This window comes from Pseudoclavibacter helvolus (assembly GCF_014191305.1).
In the GTDB taxonomy this organism is placed as follows: domain Bacteria; phylum Actinomycetota; class Actinomycetes; order Actinomycetales; family Microbacteriaceae; genus Pseudoclavibacter; species Pseudoclavibacter helvolus.
The window spans coordinates 199,001-222,774 of sequence record NZ_JACHWJ010000001.1 but is presented as its reverse complement, the minus strand read 5'-3'; the positions used below and the strand labels follow the sequence as shown (position 1 = coordinate 222,774).

Annotated in this window: 13 protein-coding genes and 3 rRNA genes; 2 read left to right on the top strand and 14 right to left on the bottom strand. The window is 64.1% G+C overall.

The annotated features are described in order from the left end of the window. Window positions 1–134: 134 nt before the first annotated feature. The 12 genes from FHX72_RS00945 to argC all read right to left on the bottom strand — a co-directional run bounded on the left by FHX72_RS00945 (window position 135) and on the right by argC (window position 17,892). Window positions 135–2,846, bottom strand: a complete 2,712-nt coding sequence (locus FHX72_RS00945; protein WP_183622466.1) for a primosomal protein — start codon at window positions 2,844–2,846, stop codon at window positions 135–137. A gap of 255 nt (window positions 2,847–3,101) precedes the next feature. Next, window positions 3,102–3,218 (bottom strand): 5S ribosomal RNA (rrf, locus tag FHX72_RS00940). Window positions 3,219–3,351: 133 nt separating this feature from the next. Then, a 23S ribosomal RNA gene (locus FHX72_RS00935) occupies window positions 3,352–6,465 on the bottom strand. Between the two features lie 429 nt (window positions 6,466–6,894). After that, window positions 6,895–8,414 (bottom strand): 16S ribosomal RNA (locus tag FHX72_RS00930). Together the 16S, 23S and 5S rRNA genes form the textbook arrangement of a ribosomal RNA operon. Before the next feature lie 614 nt (window positions 8,415–9,028). Then, window positions 9,029–10,333, bottom strand: a complete 1,305-nt coding sequence (tyrS, locus tag FHX72_RS00925; RefSeq protein ID WP_068481066.1) for a tyrosine--tRNA ligase — start codon at window positions 10,331–10,333, stop codon at window positions 9,029–9,031. A 28-nt stretch (window positions 10,334–10,361) separates the two neighbouring features. Beyond that, window positions 10,362–11,003 carry a DNA-3-methyladenine glycosylase gene (locus FHX72_RS00920; protein ID WP_183622464.1) on the bottom strand — a complete coding sequence of 214 codons (642 nt, stop codon included), beginning with the start codon at window positions 11,001–11,003 and terminating at the stop codon, window positions 10,362–10,364. Window positions 11,004–11,011: 8 nt separating this feature from the next. Continuing rightward, the gene (argH, locus tag FHX72_RS00915) at window positions 11,012–12,445 is read right to left on the bottom strand and encodes an argininosuccinate lyase (protein WP_068481073.1); all 1,434 of its coding nucleotides are present in this window, start codon (window positions 12,443–12,445) and stop codon (window positions 11,012–11,014) included. 2 nt (window positions 12,446–12,447) lie between these two features. Then, window positions 12,448–13,647 carry an argininosuccinate synthase gene (locus FHX72_RS00910; RefSeq protein WP_068481076.1) on the bottom strand — a complete coding sequence of 400 codons (1,200 nt, stop codon included), beginning with the start codon at window positions 13,645–13,647 and terminating at the stop codon, window positions 12,448–12,450. Window positions 13,648–13,702: 55 nt separating this feature from the next. Further along, window positions 13,703–14,632 (bottom strand): ornithine carbamoyltransferase, encoded by a 930-nt coding sequence (argF, locus tag FHX72_RS00905; protein ID WP_068493144.1) that lies wholly within the window; start codon window positions 14,630–14,632, stop codon window positions 13,703–13,705. 70 nt (window positions 14,633–14,702) lie between these two features. Then, window positions 14,703–15,593, bottom strand: coding sequence for an acetylglutamate kinase (argB, locus tag FHX72_RS00900; protein ID WP_068481082.1), 891 nt, complete (start codon window positions 15,591–15,593; stop codon window positions 14,703–14,705). A gap of 89 nt (window positions 15,594–15,682) precedes the next feature. Further along, window positions 15,683–16,846, bottom strand: coding sequence for a bifunctional glutamate N-acetyltransferase/amino-acid acetyltransferase ArgJ (argJ, locus tag FHX72_RS00895; protein WP_068481085.1), 1,164 nt, complete (start codon window positions 16,844–16,846; stop codon window positions 15,683–15,685). After that, window positions 16,843–17,892, bottom strand: a complete 1,050-nt coding sequence (argC, locus tag FHX72_RS00890; RefSeq protein WP_068481383.1) for an N-acetyl-gamma-glutamyl-phosphate reductase — start codon at window positions 17,890–17,892, stop codon at window positions 16,843–16,845. Before argC ends, argJ begins: the two co-directional genes overlap by 4 nt. A 242-nt stretch (window positions 17,893–18,134) precedes the next feature. On the opposite strand from argC, the gene FHX72_RS00885 reads away from it, so the two are divergent. Next, entirely contained in the window at window positions 18,135–19,406 is a 1,272-nt protein-coding gene (locus FHX72_RS00885) for a SufS family cysteine desulfurase (RefSeq protein ID WP_068481386.1), read from the top strand. Next, window positions 19,403–19,858 carry a Fe-S cluster assembly sulfur transfer protein SufU gene (sufU, locus tag FHX72_RS00880; protein ID WP_068493142.1) on the top strand — a complete coding sequence of 152 codons (456 nt, stop codon included), beginning with the start codon at window positions 19,403–19,405 and terminating at the stop codon, window positions 19,856–19,858. The genes FHX72_RS00885 and sufU overlap by 4 nt, the downstream gene beginning before the upstream one ends. Window positions 19,859–19,989: 131 nt before the next feature. On the opposite strand, the gene pheT is transcribed toward sufU, so the two are convergent. Then, window positions 19,990–22,557, bottom strand: coding sequence for a phenylalanine--tRNA ligase subunit beta (pheT, locus tag FHX72_RS00875; protein WP_183622461.1), 2,568 nt, complete (start codon window positions 22,555–22,557; stop codon window positions 19,990–19,992). A 2-nt stretch (window positions 22,558–22,559) separates the two neighbouring features. Next, on the bottom strand, window positions 22,560–23,606 hold the full coding sequence (gene pheS / locus FHX72_RS00870) for a phenylalanine--tRNA ligase subunit alpha (RefSeq protein ID WP_377605114.1): 1,047 nt from the start codon (window positions 23,604–23,606) through the stop codon (window positions 22,560–22,562). Window positions 23,607–23,774 lie beyond the last annotated feature (168 nt).

Below are 23,774 nucleotides of genomic sequence, written 5' to 3'. Positions count from 1 at the left end.
ACGTGGTCGTGCGCATCTCGTCGTTGTTCACGCCGCAGTCACCCCGCGGACGCGGGTGGGGACGGGAAGCGGGAGCGGGGCGGGCTGGATGCGGGAAGCGGGGCGACGGAGTGCATCCGCCGCCCCGCATCGTGTCACAGGTCGAAGAGGGGCTCGGGCTCGTCGCCCTTGCGCTTGTCTTCGTCTTCGTCCTTCACTTCAGCCTCGTCGATCTCAGCCTCAGCATCAACGGCCTCGGGTGATTCGGGCTCGGTCTCAGGAGCCGCCGGGACAACGTCGAGTTCAACCTCGACCGCGACGTCCTGAGGCTCGTGCTCAAGTTCGTGCTCAGGTTCGTGCTCCTGGACGTCCTCCGCCGCCGCAACGATCGCGTCGGCTTCTTCCTGGACTTCCTGGACTTCCTGGACTTCCTCAGCCTCTTCGGCAGCCTCAGCCTCTGCGACGATCGCTTCCGCTTCAGCTTCGACGTCGCCGACGGCTTCACCTTCAGCGACGATCTCGTCTGCCTCTGCCTCGACCTCAGCGACGAGTGCCTCGTCGAGCACGGCGGCGACCTCCTCGATGTCAGAAGTTTCGGTTGCAGCGATCACGGCAGGTGCCGAGTCCTCGGTTGCAGCAAGGAGTTCCTCGACTTCAGCTTCGAGGTCGTCATCGTCGCTCGAGTACTCCTCGGTGACAGGCGCGGTGCGGGTGTCGGCTTCGTCGGACTCGTGCTCGGCCTCGTCTGCCACCGAGTCGTCTGTCGCGGCGTCATCTGCCGAGGCGTCATCTGCCTGCGCCTCGTTCTCGAGCTCTTCATCCTCGAGCGGCGGGAACTCGCCCTCGGTGATGACCTCGATCGTCTCGTGCTCGTCGTGCTTCACGGCGTCGAGGGCGTCCTGGGCTCGCGTCGCGAGGGCAGTCCATCGCTCGGCCTCGGCGTCACGTTCGAGCTCTTCGAGCACGGTCGCGTAGGCGCCGAAGAGCGCGGGGCTGTAGGAGTAGGCGCGCTTCGGGTCGAGCTGCGGGATCTCGAGCTCAGCGAGCGCGAGGTCCGGCGAGCCCTGGTCGAGGCGTGCACCTGACATTGCGATGGCGACCTGAACGAGTTCTGCCGGGCCGAGGCCTGTGCGGTCTGCGGCACGGCCGAGCTCGAGGGCGCGGTCCGGGCGGCCGAGACCACGCTCGCTGTCGATCATGAGCGCCAGCTGGTCTTCCTTGCCGCTGATTCGGCGGTAGGTGCGCAGCTCACGCAGCGCAAGTGCGTAGTCGCCGATCGTGTACGCCGTGATAGCAAGCGTCTCGCGAACCATCGCGATGCGCCCGCCTCGGCGCGCAGCCGAGACGGCATGCTGGTGCGCCAGCTCGGGGTCGCTGTCAATGAGCACGGACGCCATCACGAGGTGCCTGGCGACGAACTCCTGATTGGTTGCCTCGAGTGTCTTGAGCTCGTTGCGTGCGCCCTTGGGCAGGTCGGACTCGCTGACCTCATCTGGCACGATCGGGTCGATGTGCTCGGCGCGGACGGGGCGGAGCTCGCGTGCGAGCAGTTCCTCCTCCGTCAGCTCCGGACGCTCGGGAGCCGGGGCACCTCGGCCGCCGAAGCCACCACGTCGGTCCTGACCGCGGTCGTCACGTCCGCCGCGGCTGTCGCTGCGGGGCCCGGATGAACGACGCTCGCCGTCGCGGGGCGGGTACGACTTGCGCTCGCCGCGGTTGTCGTCGCGAGGAGCGTAGGACTTCCGCTCGCCGTCGCGAGGGGCGTAGCTCTTGCGCTCGCCGTCACGCGGCGGGTACGACTTGCGCTCACCGTCGCGAGGGGCGTAGCTCTTGCGCTCGCCGTCACGCGGCGGGTACGACTTGCGCTCACCACGGTTGTCGTCACGCGGCGCGTACGACTTCCGCTCACCGTCACGGGGCGGGTAGCTCTTGCGCTCGCCGCGGTTGTCACCGCGATCGTCGCGGGAGTTGTACGGGCGACGCTCGCCATCGCGCGGCGGGTACGACTTGCGCTCTCCGCGGCTGTCACCGCGATCATCACGCGAGCCGAACGAACGGCGCTCGCCATCGCGAGGCGGGTACGACTTGCGCTCACCACGGTTGTCGCCACGGTCGTCACGCGAGTTATACGGGCGACGCTCCCCATCGCGAGGCGGGTACGACTTACGCTCACCACGGCTGTCATCGCGAGGCGCGTAAGACTTCCGCTCACCATCACGCGGCGGGTACGACTTACGCTCACCACGGCTGTCATCGCGAGGCGCGTAAGACTTCCGCTCACCATCACGCGGCGGGTACGACTTACGCTCACCACGGCTGTCATCGCGAGGGGCGTAGGACTTCCGCTCACCATCACGCGGCGGGTAGGACTTGCGCTCACCACGGTTGTCTCCGCGTTCGTCACGCGAGTTGTAGGGGCGACGCTCACCGTCACGCGGCGGGTACGACTTCCGCTCACCGCGGTTGTCGTCACGCGGGGGGTAGCTCTTACGCTCACCATCGCGGGGCGCGTACGACTTACGCTCACCATCGCGGGGCGGGTACGACTTACGCTCACCACGGCTGTCATCCCGAGGGGCGTAGGACTTCCGCTCACCATCACGCGGCGGGTACGACTTACGCTCACCGCGGTTGTCGTCACGCGGGGCGTAGCTCTTCCGCTCGCCATCGCGGGGTGGGTAGCTCTTGCGCTCGCCGCGCTGACCGTCGCGGTCGCCGCCTGCGTAGGGCTTTCGGTCGCCGTACTGCTTGCGATCGCCGTTGCGGCCCCCGGCATCCCGTCGCCCGTCCTGGCCGCTTCGTTCGTGGCGGTTGCCCGCTCCACGTTCGTTGTTTGAGCTTCGCCGCTCGTTGTCGTTTGCGTCCATGAATAACTCCTCGGGATGCGCTGTCGAATTGTTGTTGTACTCGTTTGGATGCGCCTCACCTTGGACGCTTGCGTCGTCACCCAGCCTACGTCAACGCGCTTCCGCGGGCCGCTGTAGACCTTGAGTCGCGGGCGAGCAGCCGATTTCGCGGCGTCTCGCACTGTTGTGTAGACGTGGGGACAAATGAAAAAAGCCGGGGTTGGTGGTCGAGGAGCATCTCTGCTCACTCAACAACCAACCCCGGCTCATGAAGAAGTCCGGCGGTGACCTACTCTCCCACAGGGTCCCCCCTGCAGTACCATCGGCGCTGAGAGTCTTAGCTTCCGGGTTCGGAATGTAACCGGGCGTTTCCCTCTCGCTATGACCGCCGAAACACTATGGATAACCAATCATGTTCCGAACCACACACCCCGAAACCCGAAGGCTCAGAACATGTGGTCGATTCTCGATCGTCTATCGAGAACCACAAAGTGGACGCGAACAGCAACAACATTCATGTGCATGTTTTATCAAATCATCAGCTTATTAGTACCGGTCAGCTCCACACATTTCTGTGCTTCCACATCCGGCCTATCAACCCAGTCGTCTACTGGGAGCTTCTCCCCCGAAGGGATGGAAATCTCATCTTGAAGCCGGCTTCCCGCTTAGATGCTTTCAGCGGTTATCCGTTCCGAACGTAGCCAATCAGCGGTGCTCCTGGCGGAACAACTGACACACCAGAGGTTCGTCCATCTCGGTCCTCTCGTACTAAAGATAGATCTTCTCAAATTTCCTACGCGCGCAGCGGATAGAGACCGAACTGTCTCACGACGTTCTGAACCCAGCTCGCGTGCCGCTTTAATGGGCGAACAGCCCAACCCTTGGGACCTACTCCAGCCCCAGGATGCGACGAGCCGACATCGAGGTGCCAAACCATGCCGTCGATATGGACTCTTGGGCAAGATCAGCCTGTTATCCCCGAGGTACCTTTTATCCGTTGAGCGACAGCGCTTCCACAAGCCACTGCCGGATCACTAGTCCCGACTTTCGTCCCTGCTCGACTTGTCAGTCTCACAGTCAAGCTCCCTTGTGCACTTACACTCGCCACCTGATTGCCAACCAGGTTGAGGGAACCTTTGGGCGCCTCCGTTACTCTTTAGGAGGCAACCGCCCCAGTTAAACTACCCACCAGGCACTGTCCCTGAACCGGATTACGGTTCGAAGTTAGATATCCAGAATGACCAGAGTGGTATTTCAACAACGACTCCACGAACACTAGCGTGCCCGCTTCACAGTCTCCCACCTATCCTACACAAGCCACACCGAACACCAATACCAAGCTGTAGTAAAGGTCACGGGGTCTTTTCGTCCTGCTGCGCGTAACGAGCATCTTTACTCGTAATGCAATTTCGCCGAGTTCGCGGTTGAGACAGCTGGGAAGTCGTTACGCCATTCGTGCAGGTCGGAACTTACCCGACAAGGAATTTCGCTACCTTAGGATGGTTATAGTTACCACCGCCGTTTACTGGGGCTTAAATTCAGAGCTTCGCCGAAGCTAACCCTTCCTCTTAACCTTCCAGCACCGGGCAGGCGTCAGTCCGTATACATCGTCTTGCGACTTCGCACGGACCTGTGTTTTTGATAAACAGTCGCTTCCCACTGGTCTCTGCGGCCATCAATGCGCTTTCAGGAGTAAATCCCTATACGCCTCAGGCCCCCCTTCTCCCGAAGTTACGGGGGCATTTTGCCGAGTTCCTTAACCACGATTCTCTCGATCTCCTTGGTATTCTCTACCTGATCACCTGTGTCGGTTTGGGGTACGGGCGACTAAAACCTCGCGTCGATGCTTTTCTTGGCAGCAGAGGATCACCGACTACCTCACATACGTGAGTTCCGCGTCAGATCTCAGGCTTCACGAGTGACGGATTTGCCTATCACTCACCCTACATCCTTGCCCGGATTCAACCAATCACCCGGTTCGGCTACCTTTCTGCGTCACACCTGTTAATACGCTAACCGCACCAGAACGGGGTCGAGCGCTAGGCTTCCCACCCACCCGAAGGCAGACGAAAAGATTCGGACTCTTAGCACTACTGGATTGGCTTGGGCGGTTTTTCGCCGGCCACGGGAATATCAACCCGTTGTCCATCGACTACGCCTGTCGGCCTCGCCTTAGGTCCCGGCTTACCCAGGGAAGATTAGCTTGACCCTGGAACCCTTGATCATTCGGAGGACGGGTTTCTCACCCGTCTTTCGCTACTCATGCCTGCATTCTCACTCGTGTAGCGTCCACGGCTGGTTTCCACCGCCGCTTCACTCGCCACACGACGCTCTCCTACCCATCCACACGACTGGACCACGAAGGCCTGTCTATCAATATGAATGCCACAACTTCGGTGGCGTGCTTGAGCCCCGTTACATTGTCGGCGCGGAATCACTTGACCAGTGAGCTATTACGCACTCTTTCAAGGGTGGCTGCTTCTAAGCCAACCTCCTGGTTGTCTGTGCAACTCCACATCCTTTTCCACTTAGCACGCGCTTTGGGACCTTAGTTGGTGGTCTGGGTTGTTTCCCTCTCGACTATGAAGCTTATCCCCCACAGTCTCACTGCTGCGCTCTCACTTACCGGCATTCGGAGTTTGGCTGACGTCAGTAAGCTTTTGGGCCCCATCGGCCATCCAGTAGCTCTACCTCCGGTAAGAAACACGCAACGCTGCACCTAAATGCATTTCGGAGAGAACCAGCTATCACGAAGTTTGATTGGCCTTTCACCCCTAACCACAGCTCATCCCCCCAGTTTTCAACCTAGGTGGGTTCGGTCCTCCACGAAGTCTTACCTTCGCTTCAACCTGGCCATGGATAGATCACTTCGCTTCGGGTCTAGGACATGCGACTGAATCGCCCTATTCAGACTCGCTTTCGCTACGGCTGCCCCACACGGGTTAACCTCGCCACATATCACTAACTCGCAGGCTCATTCTTCAAAAGGCACGCCGTCACAGCTACAAGGCTGCTCCGACGGATTGTAAGCAAACGGTTTCAGGTACTATTTCACTCCCCTCCCGGGGTACTTTTCACCTTTCCCTCACGGTACTTGTCCGCTATCGGTCATCTGGGAGTATTTAGGCTTATCAGGTGGTCCTGACAGATTCACACGGGATTTCTCGGGCCCCGTGCTACTTGGGATACTCTTCAACGTCAATACACGCATTTCGACTACGGGACTCGCACCCCCTCTGGTCAGCCATTCAAAGCTGTTCGTCTATACGCTATTGTCACGCCCACTGCCTGGTAGAGCAGCATGAAAAGTCCCACAACCCCGACCGTGCAACCCCTACCAGGTATCACACACGACCGGTTTAGCCTGATCCGCGTTCGCTCGCCACTACTAACGGAATCACTGTTGTTTTCTCTTCCTGTGGGTACTGAGATGTTTCACTTCCCCACGTTCCCTCTACCCGCCCTATATATTCAGGCGGGAGTCACCAGGTCACCACAAGGGGCCCAGCGGGGTTTCCCCATTCGGAAATCCTCGGATCAAAGTTCGATTATCAACTCCCCGAGGCTTATCGCAGATTTCTACGTCCTTCTTCGGCTCCAGATGCCAAGGCATCCACCGTTTGCTCTTAAAGATTTGATTTACACATGAGTAGCCAATCATTTCATTCTCAGAAACTCTTGACTAAAATTGCTGAACACCACAAACCCAACCATCCGAAGACGATCGACATTTGCGGCATTCAAGATGCTCGCGTCCACTGTGTAGTTCTCAACATACGATCGGTACCAACCCCACACGACACACAGCCGAGCAACGAAGGCCCAAGAGTCCGATCCACCACCAACTCCCAAGAGCAGCAGCAGGCCCGGTCCCTCAGGACCCAACAGCGTGCACACCAGAACCCAACCCAACACCAGCCGTTCCAACCCCCGAAGAGGCGTACTAAACCAGCATCACGCTGAGCACCGAATAGTCAAATGTTCCACCCATGAGCGCCACCGGCCGACATTCGCGACCGAAATGACTTCAGCTCCACACGACAAAGCGTGCGTGCTAAGTGCTCCTTAGAAAGGAGGTGATCCAGCCGCACCTTCCGGTACGGCTACCTTGTTACGACTTAGTCCTAATTACCGATCCCACCTTCGACGGCTCCCTCCAAAAGGTTAGGCCACCGGCTTCGGGTGTTACCGACTTTCATGACTTGACGGGCGGTGTGTACAAGGCCCGGGAACGTATTCACCGCAGCGTTGCTGATCTGCGATTACTAGCGACTCCGACTTCATGGGGTCGAGTTGCAGACCCCAATCCGAACTGAGACTGGCTTTTTGGGATTCGCTCCACCTCGCGGTATTGCAGCCCATTGTACCAGCCATTGTAGCATGCGTGAAGCCCAAGACATAAGGGGCATGATGATTTGACGTCATCCCCACCTTCCTCCGAGTTGACCCCGGCAGTCTCATATGAGTTCCCACCATTACGTGCTGGCAACATACGACGAGGGTTGCGCTCGTTGCGGGACTTAACCCAACATCTCACGACACGAGCTGACGACAACCATGCACCACCTGTATACCGACCTTGCGGGGCGAACATTTCTGAACGTTTCCGGTATATGTCAAGCCTTGGTAAGGTTCTTCGCGTTGCATCGAATTAATCCGCATGCTCCGCCGCTTGTGCGGGCCCCCGTCAATTCCTTTGAGTTTTAGCCTTGCGGCCGTACTCCCCAGGCGGGGCGCTTAATGCGTTAGCTACGACACGGAAACCGTGGAATGGTCCCCACATCTAGCGCCCAACGTTTACGGCATGGACTACCAGGGTATCTAATCCTGTTCGCTCCCCATGCTTTCGCTCCTCAGCGTCAGTAATGGCCCAGAGATCTGCCTTCGCCATCGGTGTTCCTCCTGATATCTGCGCATTCCACCGCTACACCAGGAATTCCAATCTCCCCTACCACACTCTAGTCTGCCCGTACCCACTGCAGACCCGAGGTTGAGCCTCGGGATTTCACAGCAGACGCGACAAACCGCCTACGAGCTCTTTACGCCCAATAATTCCGGACAACGCTTGCACCCTACGTATTACCGCGGCTGCTGGCACGTAGTTAGCCGGTGCTTTTTCTGCAGGTACCGTCACTTTCGCTTCTTCCCTACTAAAAGAGGTTTACAACCCGAAGGCCGTCATCCCTCACGCGGCGTTGCTGCATCAGGCTTTCGCCCATTGTGCAATATTCCCCACTGCTGCCTCCCGTAGGAGTCTGGGCCGTGTCTCAGTCCCAGTGTGGCCGGTCACCCTCTCAGGCCGGCTACCCGTCGTCGCCTTGGTGAGCCATTACCTCACCAACAAGCTGATAGGCCGTGAGCCGATCCATAACCAAAAAATCTTTCCAAACACAGACCATGCGATCATGTTAGATATCCAGTATTAGCCACCGTTTCCGGAGGTTATCCCAGAGTTATGGGCACGTTGCTCACGTGTTACTCACCCGTTCGCCACTAATCCACCCAGCAAGCTGGGCTTCATCGTTCGACTTGCATGTGTTAAGCACGCCGCCAGCGTTCGTCCTGAGCCAGGATCAAACTCTCCGTAAATGAATAACAACCAAACAAGCCCAAAGACTCGCCGGTAAACATCACGCCACCACACCGAAGTGCGATGACAAGTTTGAAACTGACAAAAAACAAAACAACACCAAACCCGAAAGTTCAGTACTGACTTGTATTGTCCAAATATGTTTCCAAAAGGAATCCTTACCCCTCAAAAAGAGAGGCTTACCCCTCCAAAAGAAGAGGCACGGGATCAAATTGGCATTTGACATAGTGCACGCTGTTGAGTTCTCAAGAATCGAGCGCTTCCCTCTTCAAACCTCACGGTCATCTCTAAGGAGCCATCGCTTGTACTGCATCCCCCGGACAAGAACCACGGACCGTGAGCATGAAGCTCATCCTCCGCACAACCAACTGGAAGAACCAGAGGCCACCGATCTTGCTACCCGGTGAGGCAGGAGTTCCGAGTGTAGATCATGTTGCTCCAACTTGCAAGAACAAGTGGCAGATGCTGATCTTTCTTTCAGAACCATCCGGCCCGTGCAACCCGCTCTCGCGTTTCGCTCCGTTGGCCTGACGAGTGATTACTTTACGCACGGCTGGGTCGGCACACAACTCGTGCCGCATCCCGGGCGTGTCGAAGCGGGGCCACTCCCCCGTCAGGCCCGGAAAACCAGGCCAGCGAGGGTCTTCTTGCCACGACGGAGCACTGCGACGCCGCCGGCAAGCGCAGCCGATTCGTCCACGACTGCCGACTCATCGGCCACGCGTTCGTTGTTGAGCGAGACGCCACCCTGCGCGATACCGCGGCGAGCGTCGCCAAGACTCTTCGCGAGTCCCGTGTCGACAAGGGCCTGCGCAACGAGCGTTCCACCCGCGACCTCCGCATTCGGGAGTTCGAGGATCGCGGAACGAAGCGTGTCGCCGTCGAGCTCAGAGAGTTCCCCCTGCCCGAAGAGCGCAGCCGAAGCAGCGATGACGGCGTCGGTCGCCTTCTCGCCGTGGACCAACGAGGTCACCTTCGATGCGAGCGTCTTCTGCGCGACGCGCTTGAACGGCTCCTCCGCGACCAGCTTCTCGAGCTCCGCGATCTCGTCGCGGGTGAGGAACGTGAAGATCTTGATGCGCGCGATGACGTCGGCGTCGTCAGTGTTGAGCCAGAACTGGTAGAACGCGTACGGACTGGTGAGCGCAGCATCGATCCAGATCGCGTTGCCCTCGCTCTTGCCGAACTTCGTGCCATCCGAGTTCGTGATGAGCGGGGTGCCGAGTGCGTGGACGCTCGCGCCTTCCGTGCGGCGAATCAGATCAACGCCGGAAGTCAGGTTGCCCCACTGGTCGCTGCCACCCGTCTGCAGCACACACCCGTAGTTGCGGTGCAGTTCAAGGAAGTCGATCGCCTGAAGAATCTGGTAGCTGAACTCCGTGTACGAGATGCCCGCCTCGGAGTTGAGTCGCGCCGAAACGGCGTCCTTCTTGAGCATTGACCCCACACGGAAGTGCTTGCCGATCTCGCGCAGGAAGTCGATCGCGGAGAGCGGCGCCGTCCAGTCGAGGTTGTTCACCATACGAGCGGCATTGTCGCCCTCGAACGAGAGGTAACCGTCGATCTGCCCACGGAGGCCTTCAACCCATTCCGCAACGGTCTCCCTCGAGTTGAGCGTGCGCTCCGCCGTCGGGCGGGGGTCACCGATGAGACCCGTTGAACCGCCGACCAGGCCAAGCGGCTTGTGGCCCGCGAGCTGGAGGCGGCGCAGAAGGATCAGCTGCACGAGGTGACCAAGGTGCAAGCTGGGGGCAGTCGGATCGAAGCCGCAGTAGTACGTGATCGGCCCCTCGTTCATCCGTTCCTTGAGCTCGGCCAGATCGGTCGAGACGTGGATGAACCCGCGCCACTCAAGCTCGTCGATGACGTGCTCGAAGGTGGCGTCGTTGTGCTGGGTCGTCAGATCACGCGTAGTCACCGGCCAACCGTATCAAGCGGATGCCGCGTCAGCCCTTCCCCGCGCGGAGCGACTTGTGGGCAACGTAGCGAGAAACCGAAGCCTCGCCCTCCAGCCAGAATCGCCAGTCGAAGGGCAGTGCCCCACCCGGAGTCCCCACTCCGACTCGCAGCCCGCGAACGACAACGCCACGTGTACCGGCCGGACGCGGCGCAAGCGCATACGGTTCGGCGTCGAAACGCGCGCCGTCATCCCCCATGTGTGCGCCGAGGGCCGTGACCAGATTCCCCGGCCCTCGAGCAAGCTCATGATCATGCAATCGAGCACCTGAACGACGGCCTGCACCTCGCCGCGCCCTCGCCAACTCGACGCCGTCGATGACCTCACCGGACCTGAGCAAGACCGCGGACGCGGTCCCCCGCTCCCCTGTCACGACGTTGAGGCATGTGTGGATCCCGTAGATGCGATAGGCGTACAGGTGCCTGACCGTGCCGAACATCGTGACGTTCCTCGCCGTTCGACCGCGGAAAGCGTGGGACCCCGGGTCATCTTCACCCGCGTAGGCCTCAACTTCGGTCAATCGAACCGAGACGACGCCGTCCGGAGACGAACGCGAAAGGACCGCCCCCAGCAGCGCATCTGCCGCTGAGAGCGGTCCTTCGAGAAGAGCCGCGTGGAGATCTCTACCCACGCGATGCCCTAGGACTTGAGCGAGGCCAGCCGCTCGCGGAGCTCGACGATCTGCTCTGCGACACGAACAGGAGCCGTGCCACCGCGCCCGTCGCGAGTCGCGACGGAGCCGTCAACCGAAAGCACCTCGCGGACGTCTGGCGACAGGTATTCGGACACTGCCGAGATCTCCGCATCGCTCAGTCCGTCAAGGTCCACCCCCTTGGACTCCGCGGCCTGGACCATGGAACCGGACACCTCATGGGCGATCCGGAACGGGACCTGCCGCTTCACGAGCCACTCGGCCACGTCCGTCGCGAGCGAGAAGCCCTGCGGCGCGAGCTCACGCATCCGCTCACCATGGAACGTGAGCGTCGCGACCATTCCCGTGAACGCCGGCAGCACCAGCTCGAGCGTCTCGACGGAATCGAAGATCGGCTCTTTGTCCTCCTGCAGGTCGCGGTTGTAGGCGAGCGGGAGAGCCTTGAGCGTCGCAAGCAAGCCGGACAGGTTGCCGATGAGGCGCCCCGCCTTGCCACGCGCCAGTTCCGCGATGTCCGGGTTCTTCTTCTGCGGCATGATGCTCGACCCCGTCGAATACGCATCGTGCAGCGTGACGAATCCGAACTCCTTCGTGTTCCAGAGGATGATCTCCTCGGAGAGCCGCGAAAGGTCGATGCCGATCTGCGCCGCGATGAACGCGAACTCCGCGACCAGGTCGCGGCTTGCCGTGGCATCGATCGAGTTCGGTGAAGAGGATGCGAAGCCCAGCTCGCGCGCGACGCGAACCGCGTCGAGGCCGAGCGTGGACCCCGCAAGCGCACCGGCTCCGTACGGAGACTCGTCGAGACGGCGATCGAAGTCACGCAGCCGATCGAGGTCACGGACGAGCGGCCAGGCGTGGGCGAGCAGGTGGTGCGAGAGCAGCACGGGCTGCGCGTGCTGCAAGTGCGTGCGCCCAGGCATGATGACCTGGATGTTCTGCTCGGCCTGCTGCGCGAGCACCTCCACAAGCGTCTCGACCTGCTGTGCGATCGTCGCGCTGTGGTCGCGCAGGTACATCCGCACGAACGTGGCGATCTGATCGTTGCGGCTGCGACCGGCGCGAAGCTTGCCACCGAGTTCAGGGCCGGCGATCTCGATCAGCCCGCGCTCGAGCGCGCCGTGCACGTCTTCGTCATCTTCAGCCGCCACGAACTCTGCGGCCAGAACGCGCCGCTCGAGCTCGGTGAGCGCGTCCAGCATGCCCTTGAATTCGGCTTCGTCGAGGTAGCCAGCAGCCGCGAGCGCACCAGCGTGCGCCCGCGACCCAGCCACGTCGTACTTCGCGAGCTGCCAGTCGAAGTGCGTCGACTTCGACAGGCGCGCGAGCTCCGGGGACGGCCCGTCGCTGAAGCGACCGCCCCAGAGCGCGCCCGGCGTGGTCACTCCCCCGGACTTCGAGTCGCCCTCGGATGCGACCATGCTCAGAGTTCCGGCTTGTCGCGGCGAGCCGAGATCTTGGACGGCAGGCTCCAGAGCTCGATGAAGCCCTTCGCGTGCGACTGGTCGAACGTGTCACCGGTGTCGTAGGTGGCAAGGCTGTAGTCGTAGAGCGACTCGTCTGAGCGGCGACCCGTGACAACCGCGCGACCGCCGTGCAGAGTCATACGCACTTCGCCGGAGACGTGCTCCTGCGTGTGATTGATGAATGCATCGAGCGAGCGCTTAAGTCCGGAGAACCAGAGCCCGTCGTAGACGAGGTTCGACCATTCGGCCTCGATGCCGCGCTTGAAGCGTGCGACATCGCGCTCGATCGTGAGGTCCTCGAGGTGCTCGTGCGCCTCGATGAGGGCCAGGCCGGCCGGGGATTCGTAGATCTCACGGCTCTTGATACCCACGAGACGGTCCTCGACGACATCGATACGGCCGACGCCCTGGTCGCCCGCGAGCTTGTTCATGAGCTCGACGACCTGGATCGGCGTAAGCGACTCGCCGTTGATCTTGACTGGGACACCCTGCTCGAACGTGACCGTGACCTCGGTGGGCTCGCGCGTCAGGTCCGGGTCCTGCGTGTAGGTGTAGAGATCTTCGATGGGCGGGTTCCACGGGTCCTCGAGGAACCCGGTCTCGACGGCACGGCCCCAGACGTTCTGGTCGATCGAGTACGGGCTCTTCTTCGACTGCTCGATGGGCAGGTTGTGCTCCTGCGCGTAGACGATCGCCTTGTCGCGCGTCAGCGCGAGGTCGCGCACGGGCGCGATCGAGGTGAGCTCAGGAGCCACAGCGGCAACGGCGGCCTCGAAGCGAACCTGGTCGTTGCCCTTGCCGGTGCAGCCGTGCGCGATCGAGTCAGCGCCGAGCTCGCGAGCAGTCTTCGCGAGGTGCTTGGCGATGAGCGGGCGTGAGAGCGCGGAAACCAGCGGGTAGCGCTTCTGGTAAAGGGCGTTCGCCTTGAGCGCCGGCACGATGTAGTCGCTGGCGAATTCCTCGCGAGCGTCGATGACAACCGACTCGACAGCGCCGCAGTCGAGCGCTCGCTGTCGCACCTTCTCCATGTCCTCACCGGCCTGGCCGACGTCGATCGCGAGTGCGACCACGTCCTTGCCGGTGGCATCCTTCAGCCATCCGATGCCGACGGAGGTGTCGAGACCTCCGGAGTATGCGAGAACGACGCGTTCCGTCATCAATGCTCCTAGCGTTTGAGTCTTGTGTTCAGTCTATGTGCGGTGGATAGCCGGCTTAGGCCGCGGCCTTGGCGAGCAGCCAGACGAGCAGGGCCTTCTGGGCGTGGAGGCGATTCTCGGCCTCGTCCCAGATGACCGACTGCGGCCCGTCGATGACAGCGGCGTCGACCTCGTAGCCGCGGTCGGCCGGCAGGCAATGCAGGAAGATGGCACCTTCCGCGGCCTTGCCCATTGTTTCCTCGGTCACCCGGTACGCGCTGAGCGCGTCGATACGGCGCTGCTTCTCGTCTTCGCGCCCCATCGAGACCCAGGTGTCGGTCACGACGACGTCTGCCCCAGCCACGAGCTCGTCAATGTTCTCGCCGACGGTCACGGACCCGCCTGTCTGGGCGGCGATCCGCTCGGCGTCCGCGACCACGTCAGCCCGAGGCTGGTAGCCGACGGGCGCCGCGATGCGCACGTGCATGCCCGCCGTCGCGCAGGCCAGCAGGTACGAGTGCCCCATGTTGCTCTCCCCGTCTCCCAGGAAGACGAGCGTGCGCCCGGCCGTCTCACCGAGGTGCTCGTTGACCGTCAGCAGGTCGGCGAGGAGCTGGCAGGGGTGGAAGTCATCGCTCAGCGCGTTGACGACGGGGACGATGGCGCCGTTCGCCATCTCCTCGAGGCCACTCTGCGCGTAGGTGCGCCACACGATCGCGGCAACCTGGCGCTCCAGGACGCGGGCGGTGTCGGAGGCGGTCTCCTTGCCTCCCAGCTGGCTGGACGCCGTCGAGATGATGAGCGGCGAGCCGCCGAGCTCCGAGATCCCCACATGGAACGAGACCCGCGTGCGCGTCGAGGTCTTGTCGAAGATGACTGCCACGCTGCGCGGTCCCTCGAGCGGACGCGCAGAGAAGCGATCGCGCTTGAGCACTGCGGCGAGCTCGAGCACCTCGCGCTGCTCTGCTGGAGTCAGGTCGTCGTCGCGGAGGAAGTGGCGAATCACAGGATGGCCTTTCGGTGGGTGATGGAGAGAAGTCGGAGCGAGGTGCAGCCTCGCCGCGCGCGCAGGTGCATCAGGCGGACACCTTGGTGCCGAAGCCCTCTGTCGTGAAGATCTCGAGCAGCATCGAGTGCGGCACGCGCCCGTCGATGATGGCAGCCTGGTCGACGCCGCCCTCTACGGCTTCGATGCAGGCCTGCACCTTCGGGATCATGCCGGCAGAGAGCGTGGGCAGCAGGGTCCGCAGCTCGTCGAGGTCGATCTCCGAGATGAGCGAGTCGATGTCGGGCCAGTCGCGGTAGAGTCCCGCGACGTCGGTCAGCATGATGAGCTTCGCGGCGCCGAGTGCCTGCGCGAGCGCCGACGCGGCGCGGTCCGCGTTGATGTTGAGTGCTTTCCGCGGCGAGTCGATGTCGCTCGCGATCGACGAGACGACCGGGATGCGCCCGGCCGCGATATCGGCCCTGACCACGGTCGGGTCGACGGTCTCGATCTCGCCGACGAGCCCGAGGTCGACGGTCTCGCCATCGATGACGAGCTTCTTTCGTCTGGCCTGGAAGAGGCCAGCATCCTCTCCGCTCGTGGCCACGGCGATGGGAGCACGTTCATTGATGGCCGCCACGAGCTCGCGGGCGACCTGGCCGCCGAGCACCATGCGAACGACCTCCATGGCCTCCTCGCTGGTCACTCGGTAGCCGTCCTTGAACTCGCTTTCGATGCGCAGCTTGCCGAGCATCCTGGAGATGTGCGGGCCGCCGCCGTGCACGATGACCGGCTTGATGCCCGCGTACCGCAGGAACGCGATGTCAGACGCGAAGGCCTCGAAAAGCTCCGTGTCGACCATGGCATTGCCGCCGAACTTGATGACAAGGACGCGACCCGCGAACTCCTGCATCCATGGCAGGGCCTCGATGAGCGTCTCGACCTTGGAGGTCGCCTTCTCGTACAAGTCGGGAGTGGTCATGCTGCCCCTTTCGGGCCGGTCAGAAACCGTTGGGCTCTTCAGGCATCCGCGCCGCGAATGCTGCGCATGGTCGGGAGGTGCGCTGCTCGTCAGGACGAGTAGGCGCTGTTCTCGTGCACGTAGTCATGCGTCAGGTCGTTGGTGAGGATCGTCGCCTCGCTCACGCCTGCGTGGAGGTCGATGAGGACGCTCGTGTCCCTCGGGGTGAGGTCGACGAGGTCGGCCGACTCGTGGGGCGTGCCTGCTCGACAGACCATGACGCCGTTGATCGTGACGTCGAGCGCCTGCGGGTCGAACTCCGCGTCGGTCGTGCCGACCGCGGCGAGCACACGTCCCCAGTTGGGGTCGTTCCCGAAGATGGCGGCCTTGAAGAGGTTGGAGCGCGCAACGGCACGCGAGGCGTCGAGCGCGTCCTGCTCGGTCGCCGCGCCGATCGTCGTGATGGTGACGTCGTGGCTGGCACCCTCGGCGTCCTGCTGCAGCTGGCGAGCCAGGTCCGCGCACACCTCAGTGAGCACCGTCGTGAAAGCAGACTCGTCCGGGGTCACGCCGCTCGCGCCGGACGCCATGAGGGTGACCTGGTCGTTGGTCGACATGCAGCCGTCGGAGTCGACCCGATCGAACGTGACTCGAGTCGCTGCGCGGAGCGCACGGTCCAGCGCTGCGGACTCGAGGTCAGCGTCGGTCGTGATCACGACGAGCATCGTCGCGAGCCCTGGCGCGAGCATGCCCGCACCCTTCGCCATTGCGCCGATCACGTACCCCTCCCGCTCGCGCACGGAGCGCTTGGGCTTCGAGTCGGTGGTCATGATGGCGAGCGAGGCCTCCTCGCCAGCTTCCGCCGTGTCTGCCAGCGAGTCAGCCGTGAGTTCAACCCCGCGCAGCACACCATCGCGGAAGCTCTGGTCGCCAACACCGATGAGGCCCGTCGAACAGACGAGCACGTCGCCTGCTCCGATACCCAGCTTGGCCGCGACGGCCTCCGCCGTCTGGTGCGTCGTCTGGAAGCCGAAGGACCCCGTGTAGCAGTTCGCTCCGCCGGAGTTCAGCACGATCGCCGAGATCGACCCGCCCTTGATCGCTTCCTGCGACCAGAGGATGGGGTTTGCTTTGCAGCGGTTGCTCGTGAAGACCGCCGCGCAGGCGGCGCTCGGCCCGTCGTTGACGACGAGGGCAACGTCGCGACGCCCCTCCGACTTGATGCCGCCCGCGGCACCTGCCGCTCGGAAGCCTGCTGCTGCGGTCACGCTCACGGTGCCACTCCGTCCAGGGGAAGGCCCAGGGACTCTTCGAGTCCGAGGGCGAGGTTCGCTGACTGCACCGCGGCGCCCGCAGTGCCCTTGCCGAGGTTGTCGATCGCGGCGACAGCGACGAGGCGCCCAGCGCGCTCGTCGACGCCGATGCCGATGGAAGCGCGGTTCGAGCCGGTCACGTCACCTGTGCGCGGCCACTCGTCTTCGGGGAGGAGCTGCACGAAGCGCTCGCCACCGTAGGACTCCTCGTAAGCCGCGCGAAGCACGGCCGCATCGACGCCGTCCGCGAGGCGAGCCGTCGTCGTGGCCAGAATGCCGCGGGCCATGGGGACGAGCACAGGTGTGAACGCGAGGGAGACCTCGGCGCCACCTGCGCGCCGGAGGTTCTGCCTGACCTCGGGGTTGTGCCTGTGTCCTCCTGTTACGGCGTAGGGGTTCGCCGAGCCGATGAGCTCCGAGCCCAGGAGGGAAACGGCCGCCTTCTTGCCGGCGCCGGAGGGGCCGACGGCCAGGACCGCGGTGAGGTCGGTCGGCTGCACCAGCCCGCGGTGCAAGGCAGGCGCGAGCGCCAGTGAGATCGCAGTGACGTTACAGCCGGGGACGGCGACGCGTGACACGTTCTCGAGGTTCGCACGCTGCTTGCCGGCCGCTCCGGCAAGCTCGAGCTCTGGCAGGCCGTAGGCCCAGGTGCCGAAGAAGTCGCCTCCGTAGTACTCGGCCCAGTCCTCTTCGCGCTCGAGGCGGTGGTCGGCTCCGCAGTCGATGACCAGCGTGTCCGCGCCAAGCTCAGCCGAGATCGCGCCAGAGGTCCCGTGCGGCAGAGCCAGGAAGACGACGTCGTGTCCCCGCAGCACCTCTGCGGTTGTCGGCTCGAGCACGAGGTCGGCGTAGCTCGCGAGGTGCGGATGCACACGCAGGAGCCGCTCGCCCGCATTCGCGTGGGCGGTGACGGTACGGACCTCGAGTTCGGGGTGCGAGGCGAGAATGCGCAGGAGTTCGCCACCTGCGTACCCGCTCGCCCCAGCTACTGCAACGGAGAAAGCCATGCCGTTCATCCTAGGCCGTGCCACCCCCACCGGAGTTCGACCGCCATGCGAAGAGGCTCCCCCTGGACGCTTGAGGGAATGCAGGAGGCGCGGCGCACGTTGCACTCGTAGGCTTGACAGGCTGGGGCCACGACGTTCAGCCGTCGACGGCACCCGGCCAAGGAGAGGACGACGTGACACTGAACACCGAAGACGCAGCTTCCCCCACCCGCGCGGACGAGACCCTTTCGGCGCCGAGCTCGCTGAGCGGCGCCCGCGTGCTCGAGCTGCGGAAGGACTTCCCGATCCTCGATCAGGAGGTCAACGGCGAACCCCTCGTCTACCTCGACTCCGGCGCAACGTCCCAGCGTCCACTGCAGGTGCTCGGCACCGAGCGCCGCTTCCTCGAAACGGAGAACGCCGCGGTTCACCGCGGCGCCCACACGCTTGCCGCGCTCTCTACGGTCGCATTCGAGGACGCGCGCGAGACGGTTGCCAGCTTCGTGGGCGCGGCCCCTGAGCAGATCTCGTGGACGCTCAACGCAACCGACGCCATCAATCTCGTGACCGGGGGCATCCGCATCGCCAGCGCCGGGCGAGGCGGTGCACGCGCATCCCTCCTCGCGATCGGCGAGGGCGACGAGATCCTGATCACGGAAGCCGAGCACCACGCGAACCTCGTGCCGTGGCAGCAGCTGGCCCTCGATACCGGGGCGACGCTCGTGTACGTCCCGGTCAACGATCGAGGCACGTGGACCGTCGAGGACGCCGCAGCCCTCATCGGCCCCCGCACCAAGATCTTCGCCTTCGCCCACGTCTCGAACGTGACTGGCCTCATCGCGGACGCGACGCGACTCACCGAACTCGCCCACGAGGCCGGCGCGATCGTCGTGCTCGACGCGTGCCAGTCGGTGCCGCACCTGCCCGTCAACTTCCCCGCCATAGGCGTCGACTTCGCCGCATTCTCGGGCCACAAGATGCTCGGCCCGAACGGCGTCGGCGTGCTCTACGGCCGGGCCGAGATGCTGGATGCGCTCCCACCCGCGCGCACCGGCGGCTCGATGATCACGACCGTCACTATGGAGGAGAGCGACTTCATGGCTCCCCCGACGCGCTTCGAGGCCGGCACGCAGCCTGTCTCGCAGGTGGTTGCGCTCGCCGAGGCCGTCCGCTACCTCGAAGGCGTCGGCATGGACGCCGTCGCGGCGCACGAAGCAGAGATCGGCCAGCTCCTCCTCGACGGGCTCTCCGGGATCCCCGGTGTCCGCATCATCGGCGAGCCAGTCGGCGTGCCTCGCGCCGGCCTCGTGAGCTTCGAAGTCGAGGGGGTCCACTCCCACGACGTCACCCAGTTCCTGGATTCCAAGGGCATCGCCGTCCGCGGCGGCCACCACTGCGCGCAGCCGCTGCACCGCAGGCTCGGTCTCACGGCGTCGACGCGCGCGAGCAGCTACCTCTACACGACCCGAGAGGACGTCGACCGTCTCCTCTTCGCGGTCGGCCAGATCCGCGCCTGGTTCGGGGTCGACGCATGAGCGCACTCGACGGCCTGTACCAGCAGCTCATCCTCGAGCACTCCAAGAAGCGTGCGGGCGACGGACCACTCGCCGACGCAGACGCCGAGCACTTCGAGCGCAACCCCAGCTGCGGTGACGAGATCACGGTGCGCGTGAAGCTCGACGAAGACGGCACCGGCCTCGCCGAGCTCGCATGGCAGGGCGACGGCTGCAGCATCTCCATGGCCTCGGCCTCCGTGCTCAGCGAGCTCGCCGTCGGCAAGTCGACCGCCGAGATCGAGGAACTCGTCGCTGCGTTCCGACTCATGCTCCGAACACGAGACGGGTCGGAACCCGATGAAGACCTTCTCGAGGACGCGGTGGCCTTCCAGGGCGTCTCGAAGTTCGTCATGCGCGTCAAGTGCGCCATGCTCTCCTGGGTCGCTCTCGAGGCGAGCCTCAAGGAGGCCGCGGTCTCACGCGAGGGCTGAGTCCCGCGCACCGACTGAGTCCCGCGTGAGCGACTGAGTCCCGAGCAGCGAAGCAGGCTCAGCACGTTCCCGCTACGCAGAATCGCCCGGCCCCTCGAGGGGCCGGGCGATTGCTTTTGGATGCTCGCGCGTCAGGCTCGCATCGTCGCGCCGAAACGCTCTGCGGCGAGCGCTGCGCCCGCTTCCTTCGCCTCGCTCGCCTCTGCCGCGGTCAGCGTGCGGTCGGTCGCGCGGAATCGGAGAGCGAACGTGAGGCTCTTCTGCCCGTCTTCGAGGCCGGCTCCGCGGTAGTCGTCAACGATCGTGAGCTGCTCGAGTAGAAGACCGGCGCCCTCGCTCACGGCGTTCGACACCTCGGCCGCCGGGACTGCCGCATCCACCACGAGACTCAGGTCCTGCGTCGCGGCGGGGAACGTCGAGATCGGCTCGGGAAGGATGTCCCGGCGCGCGAGCTCGATGACCGCGTCGAGGTTGACTTCGAAAGCCGCAACGACGCGAGGGAGGTCGGCGCCCTCGGCGATGTCCGGGTGGACCTCGCCCGCGTAGCCGACAACAACCTCGTCGAGGCCCTGGCTGACGAACAGCTCGGCGCAACGTCCAGGGTGGAAGGCACGGTGGCTGCCCTGCCGCACCAGTATTTCGGCGCCGGTCGCAAGGCCCAGCTGCGAGACGAGCTCGAGCGCATCTTCCCAGGACGCCGCGACCGGTGCGTGACCGGGACGCTTCGGCTCGCGCTGGCCGAGCACAACACCCGCCGCGTACCGAGGCTGCGGCGGCAGGCCGGCCTCCAGCTCCGCGAGGCGCTCCGGGGTGGGGCGCTGGGCAACAGCGGGGACCTCGTCCACGCCGTAGACGACGCCGGACTCCGGCTTGAAGACAGTCCCCGTCTCGAAGATCGCGAGATCGGTGAGACCACGCGACACGTTGCGGTGCGCGATCGTGAGGAGTCCAGGCAAGAGGCTCGTGCGGAGCCAGGCTGCGCGCGGGTCGAGCGGGTTCGCGAGCTTGACGGCCGCCACCTCGCCGTCGTCGGGGCGACCGAAGGTGACCGTATCTGCCTCAGGTACAAACGGGTAGCTCTGGACCTCGACAGCACCGGACGCGGCGAGCACGTCCGCCGCGGCACGGCGCAGTCGCTGCTCGCGAGTGAGGCCGCGTCCCGGAGGCGCAACGGGGAGGCGGGACGGGATGCGCTCGAAGTCGCACAGGCGACCGATCTCCTCGACGAGGGTCACCGGCTCCGTGAGGTCGCCGCGCCAGCTCGGCACCGTCACGCCAAGGAGGCCCTCCGCCTCTTCCCAGACCTCGCAGCCAACAGCGCGCAGGGCGCCGATCGTTTCGTCGAGCGTGTAGTCGACTCCCATGATGCGCGAAGCAGCATCGACGGGCAGGGTCAGCGACTCGGGAGTCGGGATCTGCTCGTGCACGCTTCCGGCGCGCACGACGCGGCCGCCTGCGTGCTCGACGAGCAGCTCCGCGACGCGGGCCGCAGCAGGCTGCGCGACGCGTGGATCGACCCGGCGCTCGAAGCGGCGTGAGGCCTCGCTCGGCAGCTTGTGCCTGCGCGCCGTGCGGGCGATCGAGATCGGCGAGAACGAGGCCGCCTCGATGAAGACGTTGCTCGTCTCGGAGCTGAGCTCCGTCTCCTCGCCGCCCATGACGCCGGCGAGCCCGATCGGGCCTCGGTCGTCGGTGATGAGGATGTCCTCGGCGCTGAGCGTGCGCTCTTTCCCGTCGAGGGTCGTGAGCTGCTCGCCCTCGCTGGCGCGCCGCACGTGGATGCCTCCGCGGAGCTTGTCGAGGTCGTAGCCGTGGATGGGCTGCCCCAGCTCGAGCATGACGTAGTTGGTGATGTCGATGGCGACGGCAAGTGGGCGGATGCCCGCGAGGCGGAGTCGCTGGGCCATCCACGTCGGCGTCGGACGCGTCGCGTCGATGCCCTCGACCACGAGCCCCACGAAGACGGGTGCCATGGGCTGGTCGCGCACGGCCGCGTCGTCGTCGATCGACACGGTCACGCGCACGTCCTGCGCATCTGGCGCGATGGCTTCGGCAAGGATCGCCTCGAGCTGCGGACGGAGCGCCGGGTCGGTGAACGCGACGCCCGTCGCGTTCGAGTACTCGCGAACGAGACCACGAATCGACATGGCGTAGCCGCGATCTGGCGTGACGTTCACCTCGACCGCCTGCTCGGTGAGACCGAGCAGTTCGATCGCGTCGGTCCCCGGAGCTGCGCTGACGCCGAGGCGCGAGAGCACGATGATGCCCTCGTGGTCATCGCCCATGCCGAGCTCACGCTGCGACGCGATCATGCCGTCGGAGACGTGCCCGTAGGTCTTGCGAGCTGCGATAGCGAAGTCGCCGGGAAGAACGGCGCCTGGAAGCGTGACGACGACAGAGTCGCCGACGCCGAAGTTGTGGGCTCCGCAGACGATGCCGCGCACATCCGCGCCACCATCGGCGGCGAGCTGGCCCTCAGGCGCGACTCGCACCTGGCACCAGTTGATGGTCTTTCCGTTCGACTGCGGCTCAGGCTCAGCCGAGAGCACCTCGCCGACGACGATCGGGCCCTGCAGCTGCGTGCCGTGGACGGCCTCGTCTTCCAGTCCGACGCGGACAAACGCGTCGAGCACCGAAGCTGGGGAGGCAGAGGCTGGGATCTCCGCGTACTCGCGGAGCCAGGAGAGTGGGGCACGCATGACTAGATCACCATTCCGAACTGGGTGCTGAAACGGACGTCGCCCTCGACCATGTCTCGCATGTCGGTGAGCGCGTTGCGGAACATGAGGGTGCGCTCGACACCCATGCCGAATGCGAAGCCCTGGTATTCCTCCGGGTCGACGCCTGCCGCGAGCAGCACGTTGGGGTGCACCATGCCGCAGCCACCCCACTCGATCCAGCGGGGGCCGCCCTTGGCTCCCGGGTGCCAGATGTCCATCTCGGCGCTCGGCTCCGTGAACGGGAAGTAGTTGTTGCGCAGTCGAATGCGCGCCTCGTCGCCGAACATCGACGTCGCGAAGTGCTCAAGCGTGCCGCGCAAGTGCGCCATCGTGAGGCCCTTGTCGATCGCGATGCCCTCGAACTGCGTGAAGACAGGCGTGTGGGTCGCGTCGAGCTCGTCGGTCCGGTACGTGCGGCCTGGCGCGAGCACATAGAGAGGAACGCCACGCTCGATAAGGGAACGCATCTGAACCGGCGAGGTGTGTGTGCGCATCACGAGGTGGCGGTCTGCTGGCTCCACGAAGAACGTGTCCTGCATGGCCCGCGCCGGGTGGTCGGCGTCGAAGTTGAGGGAGTCGAAGTTGAACCACTCGCTCTCGAGCTCTGGGCCTTCCGCGATCTCCCACCCCATGCCAACGAAGATGTCGCTCACGCGGTCCTGCAGCACGGTGAGCGGATGCCGCGCTCCGGTCGCACGGGCAGGGCGCGCGAGCGTGACGTCGACGGTCTCGGCGGCGAGACGCGCGGTCGCCTCGGCTTCTGCCAGCTCACCCTCGCGTGCCGCGAAGGCCTCGTTGACACGGGTGCGGGCCTGCCCGATGAGCTGCCCGGCTTCCTTCTTGCTCTCCTTGGGCACGGCTCGCATCGCGGCGTTCAGCGACGCGATCGCTGAACCCTCCGCCAGATGCTCGGCGCGCACTCGCTTGAGTGCTGTCAGGTCGGGCGCCGCGGCGATAGCGGCGAGCGCCGCGTCGACCGCGGAGCCGACGGCTTCCTGCGTGATGGGGTTCGATGAGGCGTCAGACACAAGGATCGAGTTTACCGAACCGAGCAGACAACGGTTCCAGATCCCAAAATCATGCTTTCTCACCCCGTGAGATATGCCGGGCGAACGTCTTTGCGAGAATCTGGCTTCATCCCGTCGAGCGGTAGGAACCCGCGTAATTCCGGCGATCTTCCAGGGTTCAGGTGTAGC

Bases quoted from the DNA above. Each gene is read 5' to 3' on its own strand.
- FHX72_RS00945 (WP_183622466.1), bottom strand. From the start codon at position 2,846: ATGGACGCAAACGACAACGAGCGGCGAAGCTCAAACAACGAACGTGGA.
- FHX72_RS00910 (WP_068481076.1), bottom strand. From the start codon at position 13,647: ATGACGGAACGCGTCGTTCTCGCATACTCCGGAGGTCTCGACACCTCC.
- pheT (WP_183622461.1), bottom strand. From the start codon at position 22,557: ATGCGTGCCCCACTCTCCTGGCTCCGCGAGTACGCGGAGATCCCAGCC.
- argB (WP_068481082.1), bottom strand. From the start codon at position 15,593: ATGACCACTCCCGACTTGTACGAGAAGGCGACCTCCAAGGTCGAGACG.
- argC (WP_068481383.1), bottom strand. From the start codon at position 17,892: ATGGCTTTCTCCGTTGCAGTAGCTGGGGCGAGCGGGTACGCAGGTGGC.
- sufU (WP_068493142.1), top strand. From the start codon at position 19,403: ATGAGCGCACTCGACGGCCTGTACCAGCAGCTCATCCTCGAGCACTCC.
- argH (WP_068481073.1), bottom strand. From the start codon at position 12,445: ATGGTCGCATCCGAGGGCGACTCGAAGTCCGGGGGAGTGACCACGCCG.